A 24,860-nucleotide genomic window follows, 5' to 3' on the forward strand; every position below is an offset into this window, starting at 1 on the left:
CGCAGCCCCGGAGACCGGTACGGCCGGGTGCCCGATCAGCCCAGCGTCGTCAGCCAGTCGCGGACGGCTGCCGCGACGGCCGCGTCGCCGTCGGGCTGGTGCCCACCGGGGACGAGCACGGTGGTGAGCGGGCCGCCGAGCGTGCCCAGGTGCAGGGCGAGCTCCTCGGGGGTGCCGAACGGGTCGTGCTCCCCGGACACCGCGAGCACGGGGACGTGCACCTCCGGGAGGTGGGCGACCCGCAGGGTGCCGGGCTTGCCCGGCGGGTGCAGCGGGTACGACAGCAGCACCAGGCCGGCCGCGGGCAGCCCCTCGGCGACGGCCATCGAGCACATGCGGCCGCCGTACGAGCGACCGCCCAGCACGAGGCGGTCGGTGCCGACACCGAGCTCCTCGGCGAACGCCTCGGCCTCCGCGCAGACGTGGGCGACGGCCACGGGTGCGCGGTCGGGCAGCCGACGCCCGGCGGTCCGGTACGGGAAGTCGACGCGACGCACGGGCAGCGGCGCCACCGCGTGCTCGACGGCCAGCAGCGTGCGGTGCTCGCGGTCCGCGCCGGCACCGGGCGTGAGCAGCAGGCCGGCCACGCGGGGGACGGGTCCGACGGAGGCGTGCGCGCTGGTCACGGGCCCACGGTAGCCGTCGGACGTGCGCCGGTGCCCGTGGATGCTTCGCCGGTCGGGGACGCGAGAGGGCCCCTCGGAGTAAGCGTCCGAGGGGCCCTCCCGTGACCGCAGGTCCCGAGCCACCGGTGGACGGCGGGGCGGACGCCGCGATGACGGTGCGGCTGCGTCCCGGCACCCGGTTCGCCGGCTGACCGGCTCTCCATGGGCGGGGCGACTGCGGTCCGGCGTCGCGGCTCCGGTGCCCCCTGCGTCGTCATCCGCAGTCCGCCAGGTCTCCCTGCCGGGTGGTCTCCCGTTCTCCGCTCGGCCCGGCCACGGTTACCCGGCCGCCCGGCGGTGCATGCCCCCCGGGGGGGTGCTGCCGCTCTCTGCCCGGGCCGTCGTGGCCGTCGAGAGATGTCTAGTCCTGGCCCCGGGTGCCCGCAAGCGCTCTGACCAGGAACTTTTGTCCACCGGTCGGTGCACATGTTCGTCCACAGGTCGACCTGCATGAACACGCGGCAAACACAGGCCTGTGGATGAGTTCTGTGGACACACACCCGGCGTTCACCCGGAAGGACGCGTCTGCTCGATACCCTTCGGACCAGGTCGAGGCCCCCCGGAGTAAGCGTCCGAGGGGCCTCTCCTCGTCCCTCGCCGGCTGGCTCCCCGCCTGTCGTCCCGCTCTCGCGCCGGATCGCCCGCCGGAGGGCCTGAGACCTTCGTCGGGTGGTGCTCAGCGCGCCGCGCGCGAGGATGGCCCCCATGCGGATCGAAGCCGTCCAGGGGGACATCACCGAGCAGGACGTCGACGTCGTGGTCAACGCGGCCAACCTCACGCTCCTCGGCGGTGGCGGGGTCGACGGGGCCATCCACGCGGCGGCGGGGCCGAAGCTGCTCGAGGCGTGCCAGGCCCTGCGCGCCCAGGAGCGGTTCGCCGACGGCCTGACGGTCGGCGACGCGGTCGCCACGCCGGGCTTCGACCTGCAGGCCCGGTGGGTCGTGCACACCGTGGGCCCGAACCGGCACGCGGGGCAGGTGAGCACGACCGCGCTCGCCTCGTGCTTCGGACGGTCGCTGGAGATCGCCGTCGAGCTCGGCGCGCGCAGCATCGCGTTCCCGGCCGTCGGTGCCGGGGCGTACGGCTGGGACGTCGCCGACGTGGCGGGCGTCGCGGCCGGTGTCGTGAAGGGGTGGGCGGCCTGCGCGCAGAACGGCGTGCTGGAGGGCCAGACCCAGCCGTCGGGGCTCGAGCTCGTGCGGTTCGTGCTCTCCGGGCCGGCCGCGCTCGCGGCCTTCGAGCGGGCGCTCGCCTGATCGTCGGGGGAGGGGCGGGGGCGGCGTGCGTGTCGGCCCGGACGCGTCACCTCGAGCCGTGCGGCGGACGTCCCCTTGAACCTGGACGCATGTCACGGACAGGATGCGCGGCATGTCCGCACCGACGCCGCCCCGTGACTCCTCCGACGATGCCGGGACGCCCCGCCGGATCCCCGACGTGATCGAGACCCTGACGCCCGGTGATGTCCCGGCGGCGGCGCGGGTGCTGGCCGACGCGCTCGCCGAGGACCCCGGGTACACGTACCTGTTCCCGTCGGCCGCGCGCCGGGCACGCGAGCTGGACGCGCTGTACCGGATGACCCTGTCGGACGCCGTGCGTCACGGCACGGTGTTCGCGACCCGGCACGCCGGGGACGTGACCGGGGTCGTGGCCGTGTACCCGCCGGGGGCGTACCCGATGGACGCGCGGCGCTGGTGGCGGCAGTCGTGGCGTCTGGTGCGGCTGGCGCTGCACGCCCGCGAGCACAGCCGGGCGCTGGCCCGGTTCGGGGACCTGACCTCGGAGGGCGTGCCGGGTGACGCCTGGTACGTCGAGGCCGTGGGCGTCCGGCCGGACCTGCAGCGTCAGGGTCGCGGCAAGGCGTTGTTCGAGGCGGTCCACGGCACGATCGACGGTTCGGGCGCCGCGGCGTACCTGGAGACGACGAAGCCGGAGAACGTCGGCTACTACCGGGCGCTCGGCTACGACCCCGTGCGCGACCGGGTGCCGCTGGCGGCCGGCGAGGGTCCGTGGATCGTGCCGATGCAGCGGGCCTGAGGCGCCCGGCAGGGTGACGGCGAGGTGCGGGCCGTTACCGCTGCGTAAACACTGCGCCCGGGCCCTGGTGCGACGCCGGTCACAGTGGCACTCTCACCGAGTGGGTCAGTTGACCCACTTCTGACCGCCCGCCCCGCCACCCGCAGCCCGGAGCCCCTCATCGACGCGAACCCGCCCGCGAGCCCGTCCCGCCGCCCCGCCGCGGTCATTACCGGGGCGAGCGCCGGCTTCGGCGTGGAGTTCGCCCGCCGGTTCGCCGCGCGCGGGCACGACGTGGTGCTCGTCGCCCGTCGCCGTGAGCCCATGCAGCGGCTCGCCGACGAGCTGACGGCCGAGCACGGGGTGTCCGCGCACGTCGTCCCGCTCGACCTCACGCAGGCCGACGCGGGCGACCGGCTGCTCGCCGAGGTCGTCGCGCTCGACGTGGACGTGCGCGCCCTGGTCAACAACGCCGGCTTCGGCACCTACGGGGCGTTCGCCGAGGCCGACCAGGCGCGCATCGCCCAGGAGATCGCCCTCAACGTGACCGCGGTGACGCTGCTCTCGCGGCTGTTCCTGCCCGGTCTGCTCGCGGCCGGGGACGGCGTCCTCGTGAACGTGGCCAGCACGGCCGCCTACCAGCCGGGGCCGTACCTGGCCGTGTACGCGGCGACCAAGGCGTACGTCCGCTCGCTCACCGAGGCCATCTGGCAGGAGACGCGCGGCACCGGGCTCAAGGTGCTCGCGCTGGCCCCCGGGCCCACCGAGACCGAGTTCTTCGAGGCGGCGGGGTCCGAGAAGTTCAAGGTCGGGCAGATGCTCTCGGTCCCGGCCGTGGTCGACGTGGCCTTCCGCGCGCTCGACCGGCGCGACACCCCGCCGTCGGTGGTCGCCGGGCATCGGAACAAGGTCACGGCCGTCGCGGCGGGTCTCATGCCGCGCCGGTTCACGCTCGCCGTCGCCGGTCGGCTCACGGGGGAGTGAGCCGATGACCCGCATGCCCGTCGCCGAGCGCCGCCGCGCGCTGGTCGACGCCGCCGTGCGGGTCATCGCCCGCGAAGGCGTCGCCGGGGCCACGACCCGGGCCGTCGTCGCCGAGGCGGGCATGAAGCTGGCGAGCCTGCACTACGCGTTCGCCTCCCGCGAGGAGCTGCTCGAGGCCGTGATCGCCGACGTCACCGAGCAGGAGCGGCGCGCCGCCGAGGACGGGCTGCTGCCGCTCGGCGAGCCGGCCGACCCGGCACCGACCATGGCCGAGGTCGTGCGGGCAGGGCTCGACCGGTTCGTCGACCTGCTCGTCGAGGACCCGCTGCGCGAGCGCGCGCTGCTCGAGCTCACGCTGTACGCGCTGCGCACCCCCGGTCAGGAGGCCGCGCTCGCCACGCAGTACGCGATCTACCACCGGTCGGCCGCCGCCACGCTCGAGACGGCCGCCCGGGCCACCCGGTCACGATGGCTCGTGCCGCTGCCCGACGCCGCCCGGCTGCTCGTCACGCTCACCGACGGGCTGACCACCACCTGGCTGGCCGACCGGGACACGGCCGCGGCGCGCGCCACGGTGGCCTTCGCCGCCCGGGCGCTGGCCGCGCTCGCCGTCCCGCTCGACCCCAGCACCTCACCGGCGCCCGGCGCCGGGACCCACGAGCCCGAGCACGAGGAGCACCGCGCATGCTGACCGAGACCGAACCGCGCGCCGCGGCGTACGTGAACCTGCACGCCGTGCTCGGGGCGATCCCCGAGCTGTGCCGCCGGGTGCCCGAGGCGCGCGACATCCTCGCGCGCGACCCCCGGCCGGTGTCGATCGCGTTCGTCGTGCGCGGCGGACCGCGCGGCGTGCTGGCGTTCCGGGACGGTGAGGTGCGGCTCGTGCCGGACCGGGCCACCGGCACGGTCGTCATGCCGTTCACCGGGCCGGCAGCGTTCAACAAGGTCGTCGACGGGACGGCCCAGCCGATCCCCGTCAGCGGGTTCCACCGGATCCGCTTCCTCACCGGCGTGTTCGCCCCGCTGACCGAGCTGCTCGCGCGCTACCTCAAGCCAGGCGAGGACGACCTGGTCGACGAGCGCTTCCGTGAGGCCAGCACGGCGCTCACGCTGCACGTCGCGACGGCCGCCGTCGCGCAGCTGGCGAACGAGGACCGTCAGGGGCGGTTCAGCGCGCACCTCATCCCCGACGGGGACGTGGCGCTGGAGGTCACCGGGTCGTTCGCGTACACGCTGCGGGTGCTCGAGCACCGGATGACGTTCCTGCCCGAGGCGTCCCCGCACCCGCGGGCCGCCATGACGTTCGCCGACCTCGACGTCGCCGGCCGCCTGCTGTCCGGTCAGGCCAGTGCGATGGCCTGCATCTGCGACGGCACCATCGCGATGCGCGGAACCGTCTCGATGGTCGACAACGTCAACCGCATCCTCGACCGCGTCGGCCAGTACCTCGGAGAGTGAGCAGCCCCATGACCGCGACCACCGTCACCCCGCCGTACACGTACACCAAGAGCCGCGAGGCGTTCGACCGGGCGTTCCGCGTCATCCCGTCGGGCATCTACGGCCACCAGGGACCGTCGGAAGGCTGCTACATCCCGCAGACGGCCTTCCCGCTGTTCTCCTCGCGCGCGCAGGGGACCCGGTTCTGGGACCTCGACGACAACGAGTACATCGACTACATGTGCGGCTACGGGCCCAACGTGCTCGGCTACCGCGACCCCGACGTCGACGCCGCCGCGCAGGCGCAGGCGAAGATCGAGGACGTCGTCACGATCCCGTCGGCCGTGATGGTCGACTTCGCCGAGCTGCTGGTGGACACCGTGGCGAGCGCCGACTGGGCGTTCTTCGCCAAGAACGGCGGCGACACCACCACGCTGGCCGTGCTCACCGCCCGGGCGGCGACCCGGCGCAAGAAGATCGTCTTCTTCGACGGGTTCTACCACGGGGTCGCGCCGTGGACGCAGAAGCTCGACTACCCCGGGATCCTCGAGGAGGACGTCGCGCACAACCTGTACGCGCCGTGGAACGACCTCGCGGCGCTCGAGCGGCTGTTCTCCGAGCACCGCGGCCAGATCGCCGGGCTCATCGCACAGCCGTACATGCACGGCAACTTCGTCGACAACCAGCTGCCCGCAGAGGGCTACTGGGCGGGCGTGCGCAAGCTGTGCGACGACCACGGCGTCGTGCTGATCGTCGACGACGTGCGGGCCGGATTCCGGCTCGACCTGGCCGGCTCGGACCACTACTTCGGGTTCGAGGCCGACCTCATCTGCTTCTGCAAGGCCCTCGCCAACGGCTACAACGTCTCGGCGCTGTGCGGCAAGGAGTCGCTCAAGGACGTCGTCTCGAGCCTGTCGTACACCGGCTCGTACTGGATGAGCGCGGTGCCGTTCGCGGCCGGGATCGCCTCGATCACCAAGCTCAAGCAGCTCGACGGGCCGGCGCTGTTCGAGCGGCTCGGCACCGAGCTGACCACCGGGCTCGTCTCGGCGGCCTCCGACCACGGGCTGCACCTGGTCGCCTCCGGGGCACCCGCGCTGTTCTACCTGCGCCTGGCCGACGACGACTCGCTCATGCTGCACCAGGAGTGGGTCGCCGAGTGCGTGCAGCGCGGGGTGTTCCTGACCTCGCACCACAACCACTTCATCAACGCCTCGCTGACCTCGGCGGACATCGCCCGGACCGTCGAGGTCGCCCACGAGGCGTTCGGGATCGTCAAGGCCCGGCACCCCGAGCTCGGCTGACGGTCGCCCCGCACCGCTGCCCGCCCAGCACCGCAGAACGACCCGCACCGCAGAACGACCCCTCCGCCCGGCCCGACGGCGCGCCGGCTCCCCACCGAAGGAGCGCGCCATGACCAGCACGGACGCACCGCTCGACCCGGCCCCGACGGGCCCGAACCCCGGGGGCCCGAACCTCACGGGTCGGGTCCCGACGGGTCCGCTGGACGCCCGCCGGGCCCGCATCGCGGTCGGTGCCGCGTACGCCGCCCAGGGATTCGGCTACGCGACGGTCGTCACCGCCCTGCCCGCCCTCAAGGACCGGCAGGGCATCGACGACACCCAGGTCTCCCTGCTCGTCCTGCTCGTCTGCCTGGCGGCGGCGGGCGGGTCGGTGCTCGCCGAGCGGCTCGCGACCCGTCGGGGGAGCCGGACGGCCGTCGTGCTCGGGCTGGCGGCGCAGGCGGTGGCCGTGCTGCTCGTCGCGGTCAGCGCGGCACCGGCCGTGCTCGTCGGCGGGTTCGCGGTGTACGGGGTCGGGCTCGGCATGGTGGACGCGGCCGCGGGCATCCAGGGGGTGCTCGTGCAGCACCGGCTCGGCCGGTCGGTGATGTCCTCGTTCTTCGCGAGCTACACGGCTGCGGCGATCGTCGCGGCGCTCGCGATGTCGGCGCTCGCGGGCGGCTCGTCGGCGGCGACGTGGGCGCTCGCGGCGGCCGGTGTGGTGCTCGCCGGGGTGTCGATCGGCAGCAGGGGGTCGCTGGTCGCGCCGGCGCCGGACGAGCCGGAGGTGCCGGGCGGTGACCCGGCGCTCGGTGACGGGGCGGTCGGTGACGGGGTGCTCGGTGACGGTGCGGTCCGAGAGGCAGCGCCGCGCACGCCGTTGCCGCGTCGCGGCATCTGGGTGTTCGGCGGCGTGGTGCTGGTCGCGTTCGTCGCGGACTCGGCGGTGAGCACGTGGAGCTCGATCTACCTCGACGACGTGCTGCGGGCCTCGGCGGCCGTGGTGCCGCTCGGGTACGCGGCGTACCAGGCGGCGATCCTGGCCACCCGGCTCGTCGGTGACCGATGGGTGCACCGGTCCGGGCGGGTGCGGGTCGCGGCGGTCGCGGCCGTGGTCGGTGCGGTCGGCTTCCTGCCGGTCGCGCTGGTGCCGCTGCCCGCGGTCGCGATCGTCGGGTTCGCGCTGGTCGGCGTGGGGGTGGGGGCGCTGGTGCCGCTCGCGTTCTCGGCCGCGGGGGAGCTGGCGCCGGACCGGGTCGACGAGGTCGTCGCACGGGTCAACCTGTTCAACTACGCCGGTGCGGTGCTCGGGGCGGTCGTCGTCGGTCTGCTGTCGGACGGGACGGGCCTGGCGGTGGCCTTCCTGCTGCCGTTCGTGCTGATGGCGCCGGTGGCCGGGCACGCGCGCCGGTTCGCACCCGTGGCGGCCGCCGTGCCGGTCCCCGCGCTCACCCCGGACCCGGAGCCGCGGGTCGGGCCCGTGCCGGTCCGCTCAGGCGAGCTCGCCGAGTAGCCGCTCGACGAGGGCGGGCAGCGCCTGCTCGATGGGCTCGCGCACGATCTCCTCGGCGAGCCGGTCGTACGGTGTCGGGTCGGCGTTGACGACCACGAGCCGGGTCCCGTGCTCGACGGCGATGGCCGCCAGGCTGGCGACGGGCTGCACGGTGAGCGTGGTGCCGATCGCCAGCAGCACGTCGGCGTCGGTCACGGAGGCCACGGCCCGTTCGACGGCCAGGTCGTCGAGCCGTTCGCCGAAGTAGACGACGTCCGGCTTGAGCACGCCGCCGCACGTGCAGTGCGGGTCGGGTTCGTGCGGCAGGCGGGCGAGCACGTCGGGTGTCGCGGACCGGGCGCCGCAGCGCAGGCACGAGGTCGTGGCGAGCGTGCCGTGCAGCTCGACGACGCGGTCGGCGGCGGACCCCGCGCGCTGGTGCAGGCCGTCGAAGTTCTGCGTGAGCACCGCGCCGAGCGCGCCGGCCTCCTCGAGGGCGACGAGCGCGCGGTGCGCGGGTCCGGGGTGCGCGTGCCACACGGGGCTGTCGGCCCAGGCGGCCCAGCCGCGTCGGCGCACGTCGGCGTCGGCCATGTACGGCCCGATCTCGAGCAGGGCGGCCTGCTCGGGGTGCAGGGTCCAGGTGCCTTGCGGTCCGCGGAAGTCGGGGATGCCCGAGCCGGTGGAGATGCCCGCGCCGGTCAGCGCGGTGACGGTCAGGGTCGGGTGGTCGTGGTGCGGCACGGGATCAGTGTGCGACCGCCCGCACGTGCGGACGCAACGCGGCGACGGCGCGGTCGACGTCGTCCTCGTCGTTCCAGACGTGGAACGCGAGCCGGACGCCGCCCCCGCGTCCGGCGACCCGGCACCCGGCGGCCTCGAGGGCGCACCGGGCGGTGCCGACCTCGTCGTCGGGCAGGGAGACGATCGCGCTGCCGCGCGGGGCGAGGTCGAGGTCGGTGAGCAGGCGGTCGGCGAGGCCGACGTCGTGCCGTCGCACGTTCTCGATGTCGGCCGCGGCGAACGTCTCGAGCGCGGGCGCGGCGCCGGCCCAGGCGGGCCAGGCGGGGGAGACGTCCAGGCGGCGGGCGTCGTCGGCGAGGCGCATGTGCGGGCCGTAGGCCGACTGCCAGATGTCGTGCCCGGCGTACCAGCCGGCGTGCAGGGGTCGTAGCCGGGCCAGTGCGGTGGGGCGCGCGGTGAGGAAGGCGACGCCGCGCGGCGCGGTGAGCCACTTGTAGGTGGAGGTCACGGTGACGTCGAACGCCGAGGCGTCCACGGGGAGCCACCCGGCGGACTGGGTGAGGTCGCACACGGTGAGGGCGCCGACCCGGGCCGCGGCCTCGCCGATGGCGGCGGCGTCGGCGAGGCGCCCGTCGCGCGACTGGGCGAGGGAGAACGCCACGGCGCTCGTGCGGGGCCCGATCGCGTCGGCGAGCTGCTCGACGGGCACGTGCCGGACGGTCACGCCCCGGTCGGCGTGCGTGAGGAACGGGAAGACGACGGACGTGAAGTCGCCGTGCGCCACGACGACCTCGGCGCCGTCGGGCAGGGCGGCGGCGACGAGCCCGACGAGCACCGAGGCCTGCGAGCCGATGGCCACGTCGGAGACGTCGACGCCGACGATGCGCGCGAACGCGCTGCGGGAACGGACCACGTCGTCGTCGCAGACGGCCAGGTCGAGCCGGCCCGCCTGCCAGGCGTCGACGTGGTCGTGCAGCGCCCGGGTGGTCGCCCGCAGGGGCAGGCCGGCGGTCGCGGCGTCGAGGTGACCGGGTACGGGGGCGAACAGCTCGCGCAGGTCGGCGGCGGTCAGGAGCGACGCGGCGGTGGTCGTCATACGTCGATCGTGGCGCTCCGGGATGCATCACACAACGACAGAGATCGGAGGCGAGCCATCACAGAGTGTGATGGGCGAGTAGCGTCCTCACGTGACCACCCCCGTCCTGGACGACCTGTCGACCGTCGACCCCGCACCGACCGGGCGGCTCGACGTCGCCGCGCTGCGCATGCTGCGGGCCATCGACGACGCCGGGACCATCACGGGCGCGGCGACGCTGCTCGGGCTCAGCCAACCGGCCGTGTCCCAGCACGTGCGCCGGCTCGAACGTCGGCTCGGCACCGCCCTGCTGGACCGCAGCGGTCGCAGCGTGCGGCTCACCGAGGCCGGCGCGGTGCTCGCCCGGCACGGGTCGACCGTCACCGCCGCGCTGCGTGCCGCCGAGGCGGAGGTCGCCTCGCTGACGGGTCTGCGCGCGGGACGGGTCCGGCTCGTGGGGTTCCCGTCCGCGGCGGCGAGCCTCGTCCCGCGGGCCCTGGCCGCCCTGCGGCAGGAGCACCCCGGTCTGACCGTCGCGCTCGACGAGGCCGAGCCGCCGCAGTCGCTGCAGCTGCTGCGCTCGGGCAGGTGCGACCTCGCGCTGACCTTCGAGTACCCGGGCGTCGACCGCGACCCCGCGCAGGACGACCGGGCCGGTCTGGTCAGCACCCGGCTGCTCGACGACCCCACGTACGTCGCCCTGCCCGCCGCGCACCCGGCCGCCGCGACCCCGTCGCTCGATCTGGCGGACCTGGCCGACGAACGGTGGATCGCCGGCTGCCCGCGCTGCCGCGGGCACCTGTTCGCCGACGCCGCCGGCCGCGGGTTCGTGCCCACGGTCGAGCACGCCACGGACCACTACATGGCGGTGCTCGCCCTCGTCGGGTCCGGCCTCGGTGTCGCGCTGCTGCCCGGGCTGGTGCGGCCGACCGCCGACCGTGACCCGGGGGTGGTGCTCCGGTCGGCACGCGGTCTCACCGGGCGGACCGTGCACGCCGTGACGACGCCCGACCTGCTGCGCGTCCCGGCGGTCGCCGCGACCCTCGCTGCACTGGTCGCCGCGACGTCCTGACGGGACGTGACGGAACAGACACCCCACCTGGTGAAACGCCCGTACCAGGCGTGTGAAGGTGGTCGTACGGCTCATGGTCCCGGCGCCCCGCGCGTCACGGTCACCAGGCTGAGGCGTCCCCCGCCCCGCGAGCCGACACACCAGCACCACAACCAGAGGAATACCCGTGCGCTACCCCGTCCTTGTCTCCGCGATCGCCGTGCCCACCCTGCTCGGCCTGCTCGCCGCCTGCTCCAGCGGAGCGGAGGCGACCGACTCCACCAGCACCTCGGCCGCCTCGACCGGCTCCTCGGCCAGCGCCTCGGCCACCGCCGACGCCGCCGAGTTCACCTACGAGGGCGAGACCGGCCCGGAGGCCTGGGCCGACCTGAGCCCCGACTACGCCACGTGCGCCGACGCGAGCTCCCAGTCGCCCGTCGACCTGACCGGCGCGAGCGACGTCGCGGTCGCCGACCCCGATCTCAGCTACGTCTCGGGGCTCGCGGAGCTGACGAACACCGGGCACAGCGTGCAGATCTCCCCGCACTCGGGCTCGACGCTCACGATCGACGGCAAGGTCTCCGCCCTGGCGCAGATCCACCTGCACGAGCCGTCCGAGCACACGGTCGACGGTGTGAAGTACGACGCCGAGCTGCACTTCGTGCACAAGGACGGGGCGGGTGCCATCACCGTCATGGCCGTGCTGCTCACCGTGGGCGACGAGAACGCGGCGCTGCAGTCGTACCTGACCTCGCTGCCCACCGAGGTCGACGGCACGACGATGATCGACGACTTCGACCCCGCGGCGCTGCTGCCCGACTCCCTCGCCTCGTTCCGCTACACCGGCTCGCTCACGACCCCGCCGTGCACCGAGGGCGTCTCGTGGGTCGTGCTGGAGGAGCCCGTCGAGGTCTCGGCCGCGCAGCTCGCGGCGTTCCGCGCGGTCATCCCCGAGAACGACCGCCCGGTGCAGCCCCTCGGCGAGCGCGAGCTCCTGCTCGACGGCGCCGACGACTGAGCACCCCCGCACCTCGCGGCTGAGTGCCCCGGCGACCCCGGGCCCTGAGCAGGCGAGAACGACGACGGCGGACCGCCCCACAGGGTGGTCCGCCGTCCGTCTTTCCCGGTGGGCCCGCTGGTCGGGGTCGGCGCTTCCCCGGGCGGGCCCACCCCGGCGCTCCTACGCTCGGCTCACACCCGCCATCGCGCAGAGGAGCCGACCATGACGTCGACCAGTACACCCGCGACGCTGCGCGTCCTCGCCGGGGCGGCCGAGCAGCTGCCGTTCCACGACACGCAGGACCTGGAGGACGCGACTCGCGGCCTCGTCGCGCGCAGCACGCAACGCCAGGTGCGCGCCGACGACGGTCGGGTCGTGTGGGACCTCGACGCGTACACGTTCCTCGAGCAGGACGTCCCGCCGACCGCGCACCCGAGCCTGTGGCGGCAGAGCCGGCTGAACGCGATCGACGGGCTGTTCGAGGTCGTCCCCGGGCTCTACCAGCTGCGCGGCTTCGACCTGTCGGTCATGACCGTCATCGAGACCGACGGCGGCGTCGTCGTGGTCGACCCGCTGATCAGCAAGGAGACGGCCGCCGCCGCGTTCGCCCTCTACCGCGAGCACCGCGGCGACCGGCCCGTGCGGGCCGTCATCTACACGCACTCGCACATCGACCACTTCGGCGGGGTCAAGGGTGTCGTCTCGCAGGACCTCGTCGACGCCGGCCGCACCGACGTGATCGCGCCCGCCGGGTTCCTGCAGCACGCGGTCGCCGAGAACGTCTTCACCGGCACCGCGATGGGTCGACGTGCCGGCTACATGTACGGCGCCGCACTCGACCGCGGGCCCGCCGGGCAGATCGGCGCCGGCCTCGGCCAGACCACGTCCACCGGCGAACCGACCCTCATCGTGCCGACCGTCGACGTCGTCGGCACCGGCCAGGAGCTGACGGTCGACGGGCTCCGGATCGTCTTCCAGGTGACCCCCGGCACCGAGGCGCCCGCCGAGATGAACTTCTACCTGCCCGACCTGCACGCGCTGTGCACCGCCGAGAACGCCACCCACACGCTGCACAACATCCTGACCCTGCGCGGAGCCGTCGTGCGTGACGCGCACGCCTGGGCGCACTACCTCACCGAGACGATCGCGCTGTGGGGCGACGACCTCGACGTCGTCCTCGCCTCCCACCACTGGCCCACCTGGGGTCGCGAGCGCGCCGTCGACTACCTCGCCACCCAGCGCGACCTCTACCTGTACCTGCACGACCAGACCGTCCGGATGATCAACCAGGGGTACGTCGGCTCGGAGATCGCCGAGCTGCTCACCCTGCCGCCCGGCCTGGAGAACGCCTGGCACGCCCGCGGCTACTACGGGTCCGTCAGCCACAACGTCAAAGCGATCTACCAGCGCTACATGGGCTGGTACGAGGGCAACCCCGCCCGCCTCTGGAAGCACCCCCCGCAGGAAGCCGGTCGCCGCTACGTGCGGGCCATGGGCGGCGCCGACGCCGCCGTCGCCGTCGCGCAGCAGGCCTACGACGACGGCGACTACCGCTGGGCCGCCGAGGTCCTCGACCACGTCATCTTCTCCGGCGCCGACCACCCCGGTTCCCGCGCCCTGCAGGCCGACACCCTCGACCAGCTCGGCTTCGCCACCGAGAACGGCACCTGGCGCTCCGCCTACCTGGCCGGCGCCACCGAGCTGCGCCACGGCTCCTTCGGCACCCCCGCCAACCCCAACGCCCCCGACCTGCTGCGCGCCCTCACCGTCACCCAGCTGTTCGACTCCCTCGCCGTGCGCATCGACGGCCCCGCCAGCGCCGACGCGTGCCTGCGCCTGTGCTGGGCCGTCACCGGCGATGCCACCTACCTCACCGAGCTGCGCAACGGCGCCCTGCACCACCTCACCGTCCCCGCACCCCCGCCCGACGTCACGACCTTCCGGCTCACCCGGCTCGTCCTCGTCGACCTGATGACCGGCGCCCTCCCGCTGGCCGACGCGCTCGCGGACGGCACCGTGACCGTCGACGGCGACCCGGGCGAGCTGGCCACGCTCGTCGGGTTCCTCGCGCCGGTCGACCCGGGGTTCGCCATCGTCACGCCGTGACGGCATGCCTCGGGAACCCGCGACCGCCGGGTGCCGCCCTCCGACCGACGACGCGGTGCTCCAACCTCGCCGGGTGACATCGGTCGACGTCGCTCGCCGCGGACGTCCGAGCATCCTCGTGCGCTACGGCCTGCTCCTTCGCCGACTACCCGCCCGGCGCGGGGAGGCGCGGACGCCCGCGCGTACCGGAGCGGGGTGGCAGCGACCGGTGCGGAAGTCGTCCACACCCCACGGTTGCGCGACGCGGGTGTGCGAGGGCTTCTGGAACGTGACGCACGGTCCGGAACGGACCGGGGGAGGAGCGGTCGGCGACCGTCTCACTTCCAAGGTTGTGATCCGCCCCGACCATCTTGAGGTTCCCCACGCCTCAGGAGGTGCTTCAGGAGGTCGACCGTCGCCAGGTACCACCAGAAGAGCCAGTCCAGGTAGGCGTCGTCGTAGTCCGGGTGCTGATCTGCACGCTGATGCCGGACCCCGAATCTGTTCGCGATCTCGAACAGAGCACCCTCGTCCTTCGTCAACAGCTCCTGCTCAAGTAGCGTTCGATGCTCCTCGAGGATCCCGGCCAGCGCAACGACGGCCGACCGCTTGTCCTCGCGAGTTGCGCCGCGGCGGCGAAACAGATCGACTGCGTGACGAAGCTGGTCAGCGTTCGGCGCTGACGGCTCCTGCTGGATGGCCTCGATGAGCTCGTCACGGGGATCGTTCGTGGTCTCCACCAGGAACCCCGTGGAGTCCAACCGCAGGGATGTGCCATACCGCTCCAGGAGTGTGTTCACCCGCCACCGGTACACCGCCTGCCCAGCGGGTCGCGCGAAGTCGGAGTAGTCCCACTCCTTACCGTAGGAGTGCCATCTCCGATCCCGCGGACGAGCGATGAGGTGGTGGACGGCTTCAACGACCGTGTAGATGTGGTCATCCGTCGTGAGGAACAGTTGAGGTGGCCATGCCTCCTCAGATCCCATCAGGTCGGACAGGGCGAGGGCGCCCTGGCGGTCGTGGTCCGCATGCGCGTCGACGCAGCGACTTCCGAACGTGCCGTCGAAGTAGCCAGCGGCATCAAGCTCACCGAGGAGGGCCCCGAGCACGTCGACGAACTCGTCCCAGGTCAACTTTGCCGACTCGCGAACCGGGACCCCTGCCTTCCGATCGCGATACAAGACGGGTGGCGCATAGGTACCGATGCGGTCTGGATCGGTGAGGATCGATCCGAGCAGATCTCCGGCCGTTCCCTCGTCCCTCGCCTGTTGTAGCCACTCAGCGCCCGACTTGGCGTGAAACGCCTCCTCGAAGAGCAGGCCGGTCTTGTCCTCGTCGAAGTCCATCGCGGCTGGCTCGGAGAACCCCCAAGGGTCGGGAGTCGAGACGGCAACCTGGGTACCCCTCAGTTCTATCAAGAACAACTTCCGAGGCCACACCAGCTGCAGGTCTTCGAGTCGTACGGCCATCCATGAACCCTAGAACGACCGAGGGCGCCGGCGAGTAGCCGCGCTGCTGACCCCCTCGAAGCGGGGCGACCCTTTGCCCTACGTCGCCCCACCCACGGGTCTGTTCCTCGATGTCCACCACCGTCCAGGCATCGACTGAGACGGAACCGTCTGGTCAGGAGGGGCACAGCCAGCTCATCCACCCGCTGGTCGCACGGGCGACTGGCTAGGACATCCCCGAGCTCCGCGCATTGACCTGATGGGCGGGGAACTCGGCCAGGTTTCGGGTCATCTCTTGCAGGCACCACCAGTCGGACCGTCATCCCGCCTACCCGTCTCTCCGTCCCACTGGATCGGCGAAGAGCCACTATCGAGCGCTACTCGGGCCAATCCTCGGCGCGCAGGTCGGCAACGATGGACAGGCCGAAGTCTGTGATGCCGTCCTGACGCGATGGCTCCGCCAGCGCGATGTACGTGCCGACGCTTGACTTTGCCGTACCTGTCCTAACGAGAGCAGCCCGGATCGCTTCGGGTGTGGCGGCGAAGACATTGCTCGCTCCCCACCTGACCGCATCCGACATGTCGGACCGTGTGACTTCCCACTCATCAGCCATTCTGGCGAGCGCGAGAAGGTGCGGCACATCAAGTTGGGAGAGAGCGTCGGCCACCAAGAGCGACTCGTCGACCCGCGCATCGTCGAGCACCGCGGCACTCACCGCCTTCACCAGGCGCCGTCGCTTAGCCTCGACGCTTGACCTCAGCGCGGCGTCGATGGCGGTGACGAATACGGCCTCGACCTCCGGCGAATCGCGCAGCCGCTTGAGAAGGCGATCCTCTCCGGTCGCGGTGATGAGTTGGGACACGAGTTCGTCCGCGCGCGCGGCGCGACGAGCGCGCACGTCTGAGTAGACGATCTCTAGCGCGCCGCCGACGTAGGGGATCGCGGCCAGCGTGGCCCGAACAGTCGTTTGGCTCCACGTTGGTATCTCATCCATAGCCCCATCATTCGCCAAATGCGCCTCACGGGTAGCACGCCGGTGCCGGATGCCCAGGACCCGGGCGACCTGACCGCTCCCCGGTCGACATGAATCTGGCTGCGCGCACTGAGTTCGAGTTGTGAGGTGTGAGGGTGACCGAGTCGGGGTGAGCTAGGGGCGCTCCAGCGGGGCTGCCTCCCGTGGTGCCCTGTCCAATATCACCTGCATCCGCCGGTCAAGGCCCGCCCAGGTGCGCCATGCAGCAGGGTGGCCGACCATGCCAGGTCCAGGGAACCTTCGTTGGCGCCAAGTTGCCAGACCCATGCGAAGGCGCAGTGCGGCGAGTAGGACGCTGCCCAACAGGGCGCCGGCGGCACCGAAGCCTGTCACGGCCATCGCTTGGCGCAGGGCGGCTTGCCCCATGGCGCTGTCTGAGTCGGCTTTCCATACTTGGGCGGGGCTGGTGAGTTCTGCCAGGTCCCGCGCGCCCCCGGGGCCGGTCTCGTCGTCATTGAAGAACAACTGGATGCTGATGCTGCCATCAGCCTGGACCTGAGCTGGCTCACGCAGCGCGTCGAGGCGTCGGGTGAGCTCATCGCTGGTGTCAGTCGTCGTGCGAGTCACCCAGGTCGGGCTGTTGGGGTGGAGTGTGGGCGTCCGGCTGTAGGACTCCACATAGTCATCGGACCAGCGGAGCCCGTTCTGGACGACTGTGCACGCCGCTGGGACGGCCCAACCATCGACCAGGGTGTCATCCGCAGAGCCGCGCGTGAGCGTGACCGCCCAGGGGAGGTTCAGCATGCAGCCCACTGGCGGGTAGAGGAAGGTTCGATGGCCAGCGTCGTCGAACGCGTACGGCCGATCAAGAGTGAGAGTCAGATCCTGGGCGCCGGATCCCTCTCGCTGTGTGAGCTCCCCATCGCTGAGCCACGGGATGAGGTACCGGGAACGGTCCACCACGAGGCTGCGTTCTTTACCGAACACATCGATGGTCAGCGGGCGCCTTGCGGCCTCGTCCTCCCCAGACCACTCTCCGGCCCATCGCCCGGTCGCCAGCAGCAGCCAGGGACCGTCTGTCTCCACCCGGATCCTGAGGCGATTCCGATCGAGGTCACCGCCGAAGAGCTCCTGGTCCGGTGTCACGTGGAGCTGCACCTCCTGGTCAGGATCTGCTGTGAAGATCGCCAACCCCCCGTCCACCTCAAGGTCCTGCTCCTGAGGCACCGTGCCGCGAAAGGCCGTCCAGGACATGAGCGCAACGGCGACTGCGAGGACCGTGGTCATCACCACGACAGTGCCTTCGTGTGTGGTGTGCATACGGGTCCGGCGCCACAGTGCACGCGCGAGGTACGCCGCAGCAGTGAACACAACCAAGATCGGCACCGTGAGGTCGATGCGGTCAGCGATGCTGCCCCGCCTGACGAGGACGAGAAACAGCCCGGCCACTGCCAGCAACCCCTGATTAGTTCGCAGCGGACTTCCCGCGATGATGGAGCACCACACCCGCCAGGCGTGCCACATCGCCAGTGCCGCCAACGCCCCGCAGAAGCCTGCTGCTACGCCGGCCCAACGGACGTAACCTAGGATCTCGGGGACCTGAGTGGCGAAGAAGTAGGCCGCGAGCGCGCTGTCCAGGCCCGGGTGCTTCGCGCACCAGATCGCCAGCGACTGCCACGACCATTGGTCGTACAGAGCGTTCTGAATCTCGAAACTGCCCGCCGGCTCTCGACGTGAGGACTTGGTCGCGAGTCGACGGAAGGCACGCCGCGAGGTCGCCGCGGTCACGGTGTCTGTTCGGTCTCGACGGTTGAGACTGTGCCAGCGCCGTATTCCACGCGAATTGTCGTCGCGACTTCGCCGAGCAGCGGCAGCGTCAGCGAAAAGACGAACCAGAGGTTCAGCATGGAACCGATGATCAGCCCGGCAACGGACCACCCCAGTGCTCGGCCCGAAGGGTGCGGTGTCCGGTCCCAGCTCGACCAGCCACGACGGGGGTAGATGCGTGTGGTGGTCGACCATCGCGGTGAAGGCCGCCAGCCGTCTGGCGGCGGTGGCCAACTCGGATTGACTCGGTATTGCATGGACCCAACCTCTCGCTGAAAGAGCGATGCTGCCCGCGGACGATGGTGGCATCACAAGACCGTGCGCGCGCGTCGGCCGAACGTGACCGCGTCTGAGTGGGCCGAGCTGCACGAGGCTCGCAGGCGGATCCGCCTTCTCAATCAGGAGAACGAAGCGCTGCTTCGCGCGGCGGCGTACCTGTCGCAGGCGCAGCTGCCGGGAAAGGCTCTACCCCGCTCGTGAGTGAGCTTGATGTGAACCCCGTGGTGGTTAACGGGTCAGGTCGCTGGGGACTGCCCCGGGTTCGGTTGACTCCTGGCCTGCGAGGACGTGGTCCTCGCTGGAAGGATCAGCATCGTGCCTGTCGCATACCCGTCGGAGTTCCGGCGTGACGTGATCGCAGTCGCTCGCCGCGGTGAGCAGTCCCGGGCGCAGGTCGCCCGCAGTTTCGGGATCTCCGAGTCCTGCCTGGCGAGGTGGTTGGCGATCGCCGACCGCGAGGACGCCCGGGCCTCGGGCCGCCGCGAGCCACACCCGGTGCCCGGCGATCAGGACGAGGTCCGTGAGCTGCATCGGGTCAGGTAGGTCGAGCAGGAGAACGAGATCCTGCGCCGTGCGACGGCCTACTTCGCCCGGCCGAACAGAGATGAGGCTTGTTTTCGGTGCTCCGCCCTCTCGATGTCACCGCCCGCAGGCGCGCACCTCATCCACGCTGTCGATGATCAGGGCGCGCCCTCACCCCAGGTCGATCTCCGCCAGCCGCGCCAGCGCCATCGTCGCCGCGAGCGCCGCGCCCCGGTCGGCGTCGGGCAGCTCGTCGAGGAACTGCCCGAGCACCGCGGTCCATGCCCCGTCGATCCGCCGCCGGTCGTCCTGGGCCTTGGTGGTGGGGCGCAGGAGGGTGCGGCGGCCGTCGCGGGGGTCGGGGAGGCGTTCCATGAGCCCCTTGGTGACCAGGTGCTGCACGGTGGTGCTGACGTTGGAGCTCTGCAGGCCGAGCGCGCGAGCGACGGTGGTGACGGTGGCGTCGGGGTGGTCGATGACGTGGGCGAGGACCTCGAGCTCGGAGGTGGGCAGGAGCTCGAGGCCGAGGCGGCGTTCGCCGAGGCGGCGCAGGCGGAGGACGACGGCGTGCACGGCGGCGGCGAAGTCGGCGACGTCGTCGTCGGGTCCGGGGGCGTCGGTGCGCATGGCGGGATCCTATCCACGCGTAGATAGATATAAAGTAAGATCCATTCCGTCGCTCGCCCCTGCCCTCCTCACCCTCGTCCCGAAGGGACACCCGTGCCCAGCTCCACCGCGCCTGCAGCGCCCACAGCGCCCACCGTGCCCACAGTGCCCACAGTGCCCACCAGCGCGCCCCTGACCTCCGCGACCCCCGTCGTCGCACCCGCCGTCGTCACGCCTGTCCGCACCGGGGGCAGCGCCGCGCTCATCGGCACGCTCGCGCTGCTCACCGCGATCGCCCCGCTCGCCACCGACCTCGCACTGCCGGCGTTCCCGGCGACCGCGACCGACCTGAGCGTCTCGGCCTCCGCGGTCCAGCTGACGCTGACCGCGTTCATGATCGGGCTCGCGCTCGGCCAGCTGGTCATCGGGCCGCTGTCCGACCAGTGGGGGCGTCGCCGCCCGCTGCTCGTCGGGGCGACGGTCTGCGTGCTGGCCAGCGCGGCGTGCGCGGTCGCGCCGAGCGTCGGGCTGCTCGTCGGGGCCCGGTTCGTGCAGGGCTTCGCGGGGGCGGCCGGCGTCGTGCTCGCCCGGGCCGTCGTCACCGACGTGGCCGCGGGGGAGCGGGCCGCCAAGGTCTTCAACGGGCTCATGATCATCCAGGGCGTCATGCCCGTCGTCGCACCCCTGCTCGGCGGGGCGCTCGCCCCGCAGATCGGCTGGCGCGGCATCTACTGGGTCGTCACCGGTGTCAGCGCCCTGATGGCCGCGGCCGCCGTGCTCATCGTGCGCGAGAGCCTGCCCGTCGAGGAGCGGCACCGCGGCGGGCTCGCCGGGCTCGGGCGCGACATGGCCTCGATCGTCCGCGACCGCGCCTACCTGGGGAACACGATCGCGGTCGTCTTCTGCTTCGGCGCGATGTTCGCCTACATCTCCGCCTCGCCGTTCGTGCTGCAGACCCTGCTCGGGCTCTCGACGGGCACCTACTCGATCGTCTTCGCGGTCAACTCGATCGGCATCATGGCCGCCAGCATCGCCAGCACGAAGCTCGTCGACACCGTCGGGCCGCGCCGGCTCACCCAGGTCGGGGCGATCACCATGACCTCGGCCAGCGCCCTGCTCGTGGTCGACACCGTCCTGCTCGGCACGCCTCTGTGGCCCACGCTCGTGCTGCTGTTCGTGGCCGTCGCCTCGCTCGGGCTGGTCGCGGGGAACGCGACCATGCTCGCGCTCGCGCAGGTGCCGCACGCCGCAGGCTCCGGGTCGGCGCTGCTGGGGGCCTCCCAGTTCGCGATCGCCGCGCTCGCCGCACCGCTGGTCGGGGTCGCGGGGGAGCGCAGCGCCGTGCCGATGGCCGTCGTGATGCTCACCAGCACGCTCGTGATGCTCGGTGGCCTGACGCTGGCCCGCCGCGCCGCCGCGACCGGCCCCGTCTCGGAGGTCGGCCTACCCTGACCAGGGTGAGCACCTCCGATCCCCGCCGCGGGCGGGTCGTCATGCCGGTCCGCTGGTCCGACGTCGACCTGTTCGGTCACGTGAACAACGCCGCGTTCCTGCGGTACCTCGACGACGCCCGGTTCACGCTCTTCCCCCGCATGGGGGTCGACGAGGACGGGGCGATGACGGCCTCGCTGCTCGTCGTCGTCAAGCACGAGATCGACTACGTGACGCCACTGACGTTCCGGCCCGTGCCGTTCGCCGTCGAGGTGTGGGTGCCGCGCACGGGCCGCTCGTCGGTGGACTTCGCCTACGAGATCCTGGACGAGGGCGGCACGACGACCTACCTGCGCGCCCGGTCCCGGATGGTCCAGCTCGACCGCGCGACGCACGCCCCGCGGCACTTCACCGAGGACGAGCGCGCAGCCTTCGAGCGGTTCACCGGCCCGGAGCCCGAGCTGCACGGGTGGTGACCTGCGCCCCGGCGGTCGCACAGCGTTCACTCACCGATCCCACGACGGCCGCACAGCGGACCGATAGGGTCGTCGCGCCGCGCACGGGACCCACCCGGACCTGCACGGGCGCTGGCAGGCGCCCCGCGCGGCTCCGGAACCGACGAGGGAGACCTGACACATGCGCGCACGACGGGCGATCACCGCACTGACCATCCCGGTGGTGGCCCTCCTGGGGCTCAGCGCCTGCCAGTCGGACGACGCGGCCGCGCCCGCGTCCTCCGCCTCGGAAGGTGCGACCGCGGCCGCGACCGAGGACTCCGGGTCGGCGGTGCTGTCCGCCGAGGACTTCGTGGCCCGCACGACCGCCGCGATCACCGCCGCCGGCTCGGTGCAGATGGCCGTCACCACCACGGACGCCACCCAGTCGATGCAGGTCAACGCCGACCTCGTCTTCGGCGGTGACGCCCAGAAGCTGCGGATGACCATGGACGTCGAGGGCGTCGCCACCGAGATCCGCATCGTCGACGGCATCCAGTACGTCAGCCTGGGCGAGATGACCGGCGGCAAGTTCGTCGCCGTCGACCCGGCCTCCGGCACCGACCCGTTCGGCGGCGCCTTCGACGCGCTCATCGGCGAGATGGACCCGACCGGCGGCATCGCCGACCTCGAGGGCGCGATCCGTTCCATCGCACCCGAGGGCGACCCGGTCGAGCTCGACGGCGTGCAGGCCCAGCCCTACCGGCTCGAGCTGGACACCGCCGCGCTGCAGGCCGCGATGGCTGCCGACGGCTCGACCGCGGAGACGATGCCCGCGGAGATGTCCGTCGTCTACTGGATCGGCGTCGACGACGACCTGATCCGCAAGATGTCCATCGACCAGGACGGCTCCGTCGTCGAGATGCTCTACTCCGGATGGGGCTCGGACCTGACGGTCGTCGCGCCGACGGCCGAGGAGATCACCACCCTGTAGCGGAACGGGTGGTGGCGGTCCGGACCGTCCGGGTGGCGTACAGCGGACGCACCGAAAGCCCCTCGCCACGGCACAGCGGGTCGATAGGGTCGTCGCGCCGCACCCGTGGTCCTCAGGACCACGTCGGAGCCCGACTCCCGCGGCGGGGCGGGCCGGTACGGCGCCGACGAAGGGGGACCCACGCCATGCGTGCACGACGCGCGATCACCGCTCTGACCATCCCGCTCATGGCCCTGGCCGGACTCACCGCCTGTCAGTCGGGCGAGGCCACGTCGTCGACCGACACATCGGCACCGGCCGCGGCGGAGGTCGTCCCCGCCGCCGAGCTGGTGACCGCGCACGACCTGGACGCGCGGATGCGGGCTGCGAGCCAGACGGCGGGTTCCGCACGGCTGGCGATGACCATGAGCGGCGAGGGCCTGGAGATGACGTCGCAGAGCGAGTTCGTCCTCGACGGGCAGACGATCGCGATGCACCAGGCCATCGACATGGCGGGCGAGACGATCGAGATCGTCATCGTCGACGGGCTCGTCTACATGAACATGGGCGAGGCGAGCGGTGGCCTGTTCGTGGTCCTGGACCCCGCGACCGACGGCGATCTCCTCGGCGGTTCGCTCGACGCGTTGACGGGCCAGGTGGACCCGGGTGCCATGTTCGCCGGTTCGGAGGACGTCCTCGTGTCGTTCGAGCCCGACGGAGACCCGATCGAGCTGGACGGCGTGCAGGCCCAGCCGTACGTGGCCGTGATCGACACGGCCAAGGCGCTCGAGACCTCGTCTGCCCTGCTGCCCGCGGGCGTGGACTCGGCCGAGGTGGCGGCAGCCATGCCTGCCGAGCTCACCTACCACCTGTGGCTCGGCGTCGACGACGACCTGCTCCGCAAGCTCACGTTCGACGCGATGGGGATCTCGACGGAGGCGCTGTACACCGGCTGGGGCAGCGACATCCAGATCACCGCCCCGCCCGCCGACCAGGTCACCCAGCTCGGGCTGTGACCCTCGGTGCCGCCGTGCTGCGGCGCACGACGAGCTCGGTCGGCAGGACCGTCTCGAGCGGTTCGGCGAGCGGCGTGCCCGTACGGGCCGCCTCGATCGCGCGGGTGAGTGCGACCGCGGCCGCCCGGCCCTTGGCCGCCAGGTCCTGCCGGACGGTCGTCAGCGCGGGCCGGATGCGCGCGGCGAGGGCCGAGTCGTCGAACCCGACGACGCTGACGTCCTCGGGCACCCGCAGCCCCAGGTCCTGCGCGGCGTGCACGACGCCCCACGCCATGAGGTCGGAGAAGCACAGGATCGCTGTCGGGCGGTCCGGGCCGTCGAGCAGCAGGCGGGCGCCCTCGTAGCCGTGGCGCTCGGAGTTGTCCGGCACCTGCGCGGCGCTCACCCTGGCGCCGCCCGCGCGCAGGGTCTCGGTCCAGCCGCGCACACGCGCGCGGTCGACGTAGCTGCCGGAGGCGCGGGCGACGTCCGCCACGAGCCCGTGCTCGCCGTGCGGGGCCATCGTCAGGATGGCGACGTCCCGGTGCCCGAGGTCGAGGACGTGCTGCGCCCCTGCCGCTGCGCCGCCCACGTCGTCCAGGACGACGCTCGCGTACCCGGGCAGCGGGGGCTGCTCGACGAAGACGAGCGGGAGCCGGCGTCGGACGAGCCAGTCGAGCGCGGGGGTGTCGCCCGCGCACGCGTAGACCAGGGCGCCGTCCATCGCGATGTCCCGGGCGGGGATCGTCTCGCCGCTGCCGCGCGTCGGCAGCAGGGCCAGGGCCAGGCCGGTGGGGGCGAGCTCCTCGGCGAGCGCACCGAAGAAGCCGGAGGCGATCTCGTCGCGGAACGCCATGCCGAGCGAGTCGGTGAGCAGGACGCCGACGGCCCCGGTGGTGCCGCGGGCGAGGGCGCGTCCGGCAGGGTCGGGGCCGACGTAGCCGAGCTCCTCGGCGGCGGCCAGGATCCGGAGGCGCAGGTCGGACGAGAGCTGGTCGGGCCGGGAGAACGCGTTGGACACCGTCATCCGGCTGACGCCGACCTTGTCGGCGACGGTCTGCAGCGTCACCCGCGCCACGACGCCGCCCGTCCCGCCCGGTCCGCCTTCATGGAGGTCAGCGTAGGCGGCGGGCGGGGTCGGCCGGGTCGGCGGTGGCGGGCCCGGGGCGAGCGGCGCGTCCGCCGACCCGGGTTCGGTGCGCAGGGGCACGGTCGTCTCCGAGTGCGGCGGGGTCAGTGCGCCGGGGTGGCGGTGCGCCCGGGCACGCAGCCGGGCAGCGGTCGTGGTGCGACGGCGTCGGCGATGCGGTGCAGCGACGTGGCCAGCGCGCCGCGGGTGCGACGCGTCACGGCGGGTCGACGTCCGGCGGGTCGGTCCCCGCGTCGGTCGTCGGTCACCGGTGCGTCGGGCCGGGCGCTGCCGACCTCGCGCAGCACGGCCGCGCGGGACAGCAGAAGTGCGAGCTGGGGGCTCTCCATGGCGGGTCTCCTCGTCGGTGCAGCAGGTGTCTGTACCGATAAAGTAACTCCGGAATCTGTAC

At 72.6% G+C, this 24,860-nt stretch carries 25 protein-coding genes; 15 read left to right on the forward strand and 10 right to left on the reverse strand.

Annotated elements, in window-relative coordinates:
• Positions 1–35: 35 nt before the first annotated feature.
• On the reverse strand, positions 36–626 hold the full coding sequence (locus BKA22_RS10035; RefSeq protein ID WP_146954532.1) for an alpha/beta hydrolase family protein: 591 nt from the start codon (positions 624–626) through the stop codon (positions 36–38).
• A gap of 744 nt (positions 627–1,370) precedes the next feature.
• On the opposite strand from BKA22_RS10035, the gene BKA22_RS10040 reads away from it, so the two are divergent.
• The 7 genes from BKA22_RS10040 to BKA22_RS10070 all read left to right on the forward strand — a co-directional run bounded on the left by BKA22_RS10040 (position 1,371) and on the right by BKA22_RS10070 (position 7,896).
• Complete coding sequence (locus BKA22_RS10040; protein WP_146954533.1) at positions 1,371–1,922, forward strand: macro domain-containing protein; 552 nt, start codon at positions 1,371–1,373, stop codon at positions 1,920–1,922.
• Between the two features lie 112 nt (positions 1,923–2,034).
• Positions 2,035–2,700: a GNAT family N-acetyltransferase gene (locus BKA22_RS10045; protein ID WP_146954534.1), complete on the forward strand. Its 666-nt coding sequence runs from the start codon at positions 2,035–2,037 to the stop codon at positions 2,698–2,700.
• A gap of 207 nt (positions 2,701–2,907) precedes the next feature.
• On the forward strand, positions 2,908–3,663 hold the full coding sequence (locus BKA22_RS10050) for an SDR family NAD(P)-dependent oxidoreductase (protein ID WP_307725903.1): 756 nt from the start codon (positions 2,908–2,910) through the stop codon (positions 3,661–3,663).
• Positions 3,664–3,667: 4 nt separating this feature from the next.
• Positions 3,668–4,354, forward strand: a complete 687-nt coding sequence (locus BKA22_RS10055; RefSeq protein WP_223203729.1) for a TetR/AcrR family transcriptional regulator — start codon at positions 3,668–3,670, stop codon at positions 4,352–4,354.
• Positions 4,348–5,121, forward strand: coding sequence for a hypothetical protein (locus tag BKA22_RS10060; protein WP_146954535.1), 774 nt, complete (start codon positions 4,348–4,350; stop codon positions 5,119–5,121). Before BKA22_RS10055 ends, BKA22_RS10060 begins: the two co-directional genes overlap by 7 nt.
• Positions 5,122–5,129: 8 nt before the next feature.
• Entirely contained in the window at positions 5,130–6,404 is a 1,275-nt protein-coding gene (locus BKA22_RS10065) for an aminotransferase class III-fold pyridoxal phosphate-dependent enzyme (RefSeq protein ID WP_146954536.1), read from the forward strand.
• Positions 6,405–6,513: 109 nt separating this feature from the next.
• Positions 6,514–7,896, forward strand: coding sequence for an MFS transporter (locus BKA22_RS10070; RefSeq protein WP_146954537.1), 1,383 nt, complete (start codon positions 6,514–6,516; stop codon positions 7,894–7,896).
• Here BKA22_RS10070 and BKA22_RS10075 read toward each other — a convergent pair.
• Positions 7,876–8,619, reverse strand: a complete 744-nt coding sequence (locus BKA22_RS10075) for an SIR2 family NAD-dependent protein deacylase (protein ID WP_223203730.1) — start codon at positions 8,617–8,619, stop codon at positions 7,876–7,878. The two genes, BKA22_RS10070 and BKA22_RS10075, sit on opposite strands and share 21 nt — an antisense overlap.
• A 4-nt stretch (positions 8,620–8,623) precedes the next feature.
• On the reverse strand, positions 8,624–9,715 hold the full coding sequence (locus tag BKA22_RS10080; protein ID WP_146954538.1) for an aminotransferase class V-fold PLP-dependent enzyme: 1,092 nt from the start codon (positions 9,713–9,715) through the stop codon (positions 8,624–8,626).
• Between the two features lie 91 nt (positions 9,716–9,806).
• Between BKA22_RS10080 and BKA22_RS10085 the strand changes: the two genes are divergently transcribed.
• The 3 genes from BKA22_RS10085 (at position 9,807) to BKA22_RS10095 (ending at position 13,851) form a co-directional block, all read left to right on the forward strand.
• On the forward strand, positions 9,807–10,766 hold the full coding sequence (locus BKA22_RS10085) for a LysR substrate-binding domain-containing protein (RefSeq protein WP_223203731.1): 960 nt from the start codon (positions 9,807–9,809) through the stop codon (positions 10,764–10,766).
• A gap of 166 nt (positions 10,767–10,932) precedes the next feature.
• Positions 10,933–11,763 carry a carbonic anhydrase gene (locus BKA22_RS10090; protein WP_146954539.1) on the forward strand — a complete coding sequence of 277 codons (831 nt, stop codon included), beginning with the start codon at positions 10,933–10,935 and terminating at the stop codon, positions 11,761–11,763.
• A gap of 204 nt (positions 11,764–11,967) precedes the next feature.
• On the forward strand, positions 11,968–13,851 hold the full coding sequence (locus BKA22_RS10095; protein WP_146954540.1) for an alkyl/aryl-sulfatase: 1,884 nt from the start codon (positions 11,968–11,970) through the stop codon (positions 13,849–13,851).
• 317 nt (positions 13,852–14,168) lie between these two features.
• Here BKA22_RS10095 and BKA22_RS10100 read toward each other — a convergent pair whose 3' ends face one another.
• The 4 genes from BKA22_RS10100 to BKA22_RS19805 form a co-directional block, all read right to left on the reverse strand.
• A complete protein-coding gene (locus BKA22_RS10100; RefSeq protein WP_146954541.1) occupies positions 14,169–15,299 on the reverse strand; it encodes a hypothetical protein in 1,131 nt (376 codons plus the stop codon).
• A gap of 356 nt (positions 15,300–15,655) precedes the next feature.
• Positions 15,656–16,273 (reverse strand): hypothetical protein, encoded by a 618-nt coding sequence (locus BKA22_RS10105; RefSeq protein ID WP_146954542.1) that lies wholly within the window; start codon positions 16,271–16,273, stop codon positions 15,656–15,658.
• Between the two features lie 153 nt (positions 16,274–16,426).
• A complete protein-coding gene (locus tag BKA22_RS10110; protein ID WP_146954543.1) occupies positions 16,427–18,040 on the reverse strand; it encodes a hypothetical protein in 1,614 nt (537 codons plus the stop codon).
• Positions 18,037–18,159 carry a hypothetical protein gene (locus BKA22_RS19805; protein WP_257024095.1) on the reverse strand — a complete coding sequence of 41 codons (123 nt, stop codon included), beginning with the start codon at positions 18,157–18,159 and terminating at the stop codon, positions 18,037–18,039. The genes BKA22_RS10110 and BKA22_RS19805 overlap by 4 nt, the downstream gene beginning before the upstream one ends.
• Before the next feature lie 514 nt (positions 18,160–18,673).
• On the opposite strand from BKA22_RS19805, the gene BKA22_RS10115 reads away from it, so the two are divergent.
• Entirely contained in the window at positions 18,674–18,901 is a 228-nt protein-coding gene (locus BKA22_RS10115) for a transposase (RefSeq protein ID WP_179561735.1), read from the forward strand.
• A gap of 150 nt (positions 18,902–19,051) precedes the next feature.
• On the opposite strand, the gene BKA22_RS10120 is transcribed toward BKA22_RS10115, so the two are convergent.
• Positions 19,052–19,507, reverse strand: a complete 456-nt coding sequence (locus BKA22_RS10120) for a MarR family winged helix-turn-helix transcriptional regulator (RefSeq protein WP_146954545.1) — start codon at positions 19,505–19,507, stop codon at positions 19,052–19,054.
• A 153-nt stretch (positions 19,508–19,660) separates the two neighbouring features.
• On the opposite strand from BKA22_RS10120, the gene BKA22_RS10125 reads away from it, so the two are divergent.
• From BKA22_RS10125 to BKA22_RS10140, 4 genes are all read left to right on the forward strand, one after another.
• Positions 19,661–20,938, forward strand: coding sequence for a multidrug effflux MFS transporter (locus tag BKA22_RS10125; RefSeq protein ID WP_223203732.1), 1,278 nt, complete (start codon positions 19,661–19,663; stop codon positions 20,936–20,938).
• A gap of 5 nt (positions 20,939–20,943) precedes the next feature.
• On the forward strand, positions 20,944–21,393 hold the full coding sequence (locus tag BKA22_RS10130) for an acyl-CoA thioesterase (RefSeq protein WP_223203733.1): 450 nt from the start codon (positions 20,944–20,946) through the stop codon (positions 21,391–21,393).
• Positions 21,394–21,553: 160 nt separating this feature from the next.
• The gene (locus tag BKA22_RS10135; RefSeq protein ID WP_146954546.1) at positions 21,554–22,345 is read left to right on the forward strand and encodes an LppX_LprAFG lipoprotein; all 792 of its coding nucleotides are present in this window, start codon (positions 21,554–21,556) and stop codon (positions 22,343–22,345) included.
• Between the two features lie 185 nt (positions 22,346–22,530).
• Complete coding sequence (locus tag BKA22_RS10140; RefSeq protein WP_146954547.1) at positions 22,531–23,340, forward strand: hypothetical protein; 810 nt, start codon at positions 22,531–22,533, stop codon at positions 23,338–23,340.
• Here BKA22_RS10140 and BKA22_RS10145 read toward each other — a convergent pair.
• Both BKA22_RS10145 and BKA22_RS10150 read right to left on the reverse strand, forming a co-directional pair.
• Entirely contained in the window at positions 23,321–24,388 is a 1,068-nt protein-coding gene (locus BKA22_RS10145; RefSeq protein WP_223203734.1) for a LacI family DNA-binding transcriptional regulator, read from the reverse strand. The genes BKA22_RS10140 and BKA22_RS10145 overlap by 20 nt on opposite strands.
• Before the next feature lie 164 nt (positions 24,389–24,552).
• Positions 24,553–24,798, reverse strand: coding sequence for a hypothetical protein (locus BKA22_RS10150; protein WP_146954548.1), 246 nt, complete (start codon positions 24,796–24,798; stop codon positions 24,553–24,555).
• Between the last annotated feature and the right edge of the window lie 62 nt (positions 24,799–24,860).

Source organism: Cellulomonas soli, assembly GCF_013409305.1.
GTDB lineage: Bacteria > Actinomycetota > Actinomycetes > Actinomycetales > Cellulomonadaceae > Cellulomonas > Cellulomonas soli.

What these genes read in the sequence shown, in the direction of transcription:
- BKA22_RS10055 (WP_223203729.1), top strand. Translation starts at nt 3,668, where the DNA reads ATGACCCGCATGCCCGTCGCCGAGCGCCGCCGCGCGCTGGTCGACGCC.
- BKA22_RS19805 (WP_257024095.1), bottom strand. Translation starts at nt 18,159, where the DNA reads ATGCTGAACCTCTGGTTCGTCTTTTCGCTGACGCTGCCGCTGCTCGGC.
- BKA22_RS10060 (WP_146954535.1), top strand. Translation starts at nt 4,348, where the DNA reads ATGCTGACCGAGACCGAACCGCGCGCCGCGGCGTACGTGAACCTGCAC.
- BKA22_RS10095 (WP_146954540.1), top strand. Translation starts at nt 11,968, where the DNA reads ATGACGTCGACCAGTACACCCGCGACGCTGCGCGTCCTCGCCGGGGCG.
- BKA22_RS10105 (WP_146954542.1), bottom strand. Translation starts at nt 16,273, where the DNA reads ATGGATGAGATACCAACGTGGAGCCAAACGACTGTTCGGGCCACGCTG.
- BKA22_RS10100 (WP_146954541.1), bottom strand. Translation starts at nt 15,299, where the DNA reads ATGGCCGTACGACTCGAAGACCTGCAGCTGGTGTGGCCTCGGAAGTTG.
- BKA22_RS10065 (WP_146954536.1), top strand. Translation starts at nt 5,130, where the DNA reads ATGACCGCGACCACCGTCACCCCGCCGTACACGTACACCAAGAGCCGC.
- BKA22_RS10135 (WP_146954546.1), top strand. Translation starts at nt 21,554, where the DNA reads ATGCGCGCACGACGGGCGATCACCGCACTGACCATCCCGGTGGTGGCC.
- BKA22_RS10045 (WP_146954534.1), top strand. Translation starts at nt 2,035, where the DNA reads ATGTCCGCACCGACGCCGCCCCGTGACTCCTCCGACGATGCCGGGACG.
- BKA22_RS10070 (WP_146954537.1), top strand. Translation starts at nt 6,514, where the DNA reads ATGACCAGCACGGACGCACCGCTCGACCCGGCCCCGACGGGCCCGAAC.
- BKA22_RS10080 (WP_146954538.1), bottom strand. Translation starts at nt 9,715, where the DNA reads ATGACGACCACCGCCGCGTCGCTCCTGACCGCCGCCGACCTGCGCGAG.
- BKA22_RS10140 (WP_146954547.1), top strand. Translation starts at nt 22,531, where the DNA reads ATGCGTGCACGACGCGCGATCACCGCTCTGACCATCCCGCTCATGGCC.
- BKA22_RS10150 (WP_146954548.1), bottom strand. Translation starts at nt 24,798, where the DNA reads ATGGAGAGCCCCCAGCTCGCACTTCTGCTGTCCCGCGCGGCCGTGCTG.
- BKA22_RS10040 (WP_146954533.1), top strand. Translation starts at nt 1,371, where the DNA reads ATGCGGATCGAAGCCGTCCAGGGGGACATCACCGAGCAGGACGTCGAC.
- BKA22_RS10120 (WP_146954545.1), bottom strand. Translation starts at nt 19,507, where the DNA reads ATGCGCACCGACGCCCCCGGACCCGACGACGACGTCGCCGACTTCGCC.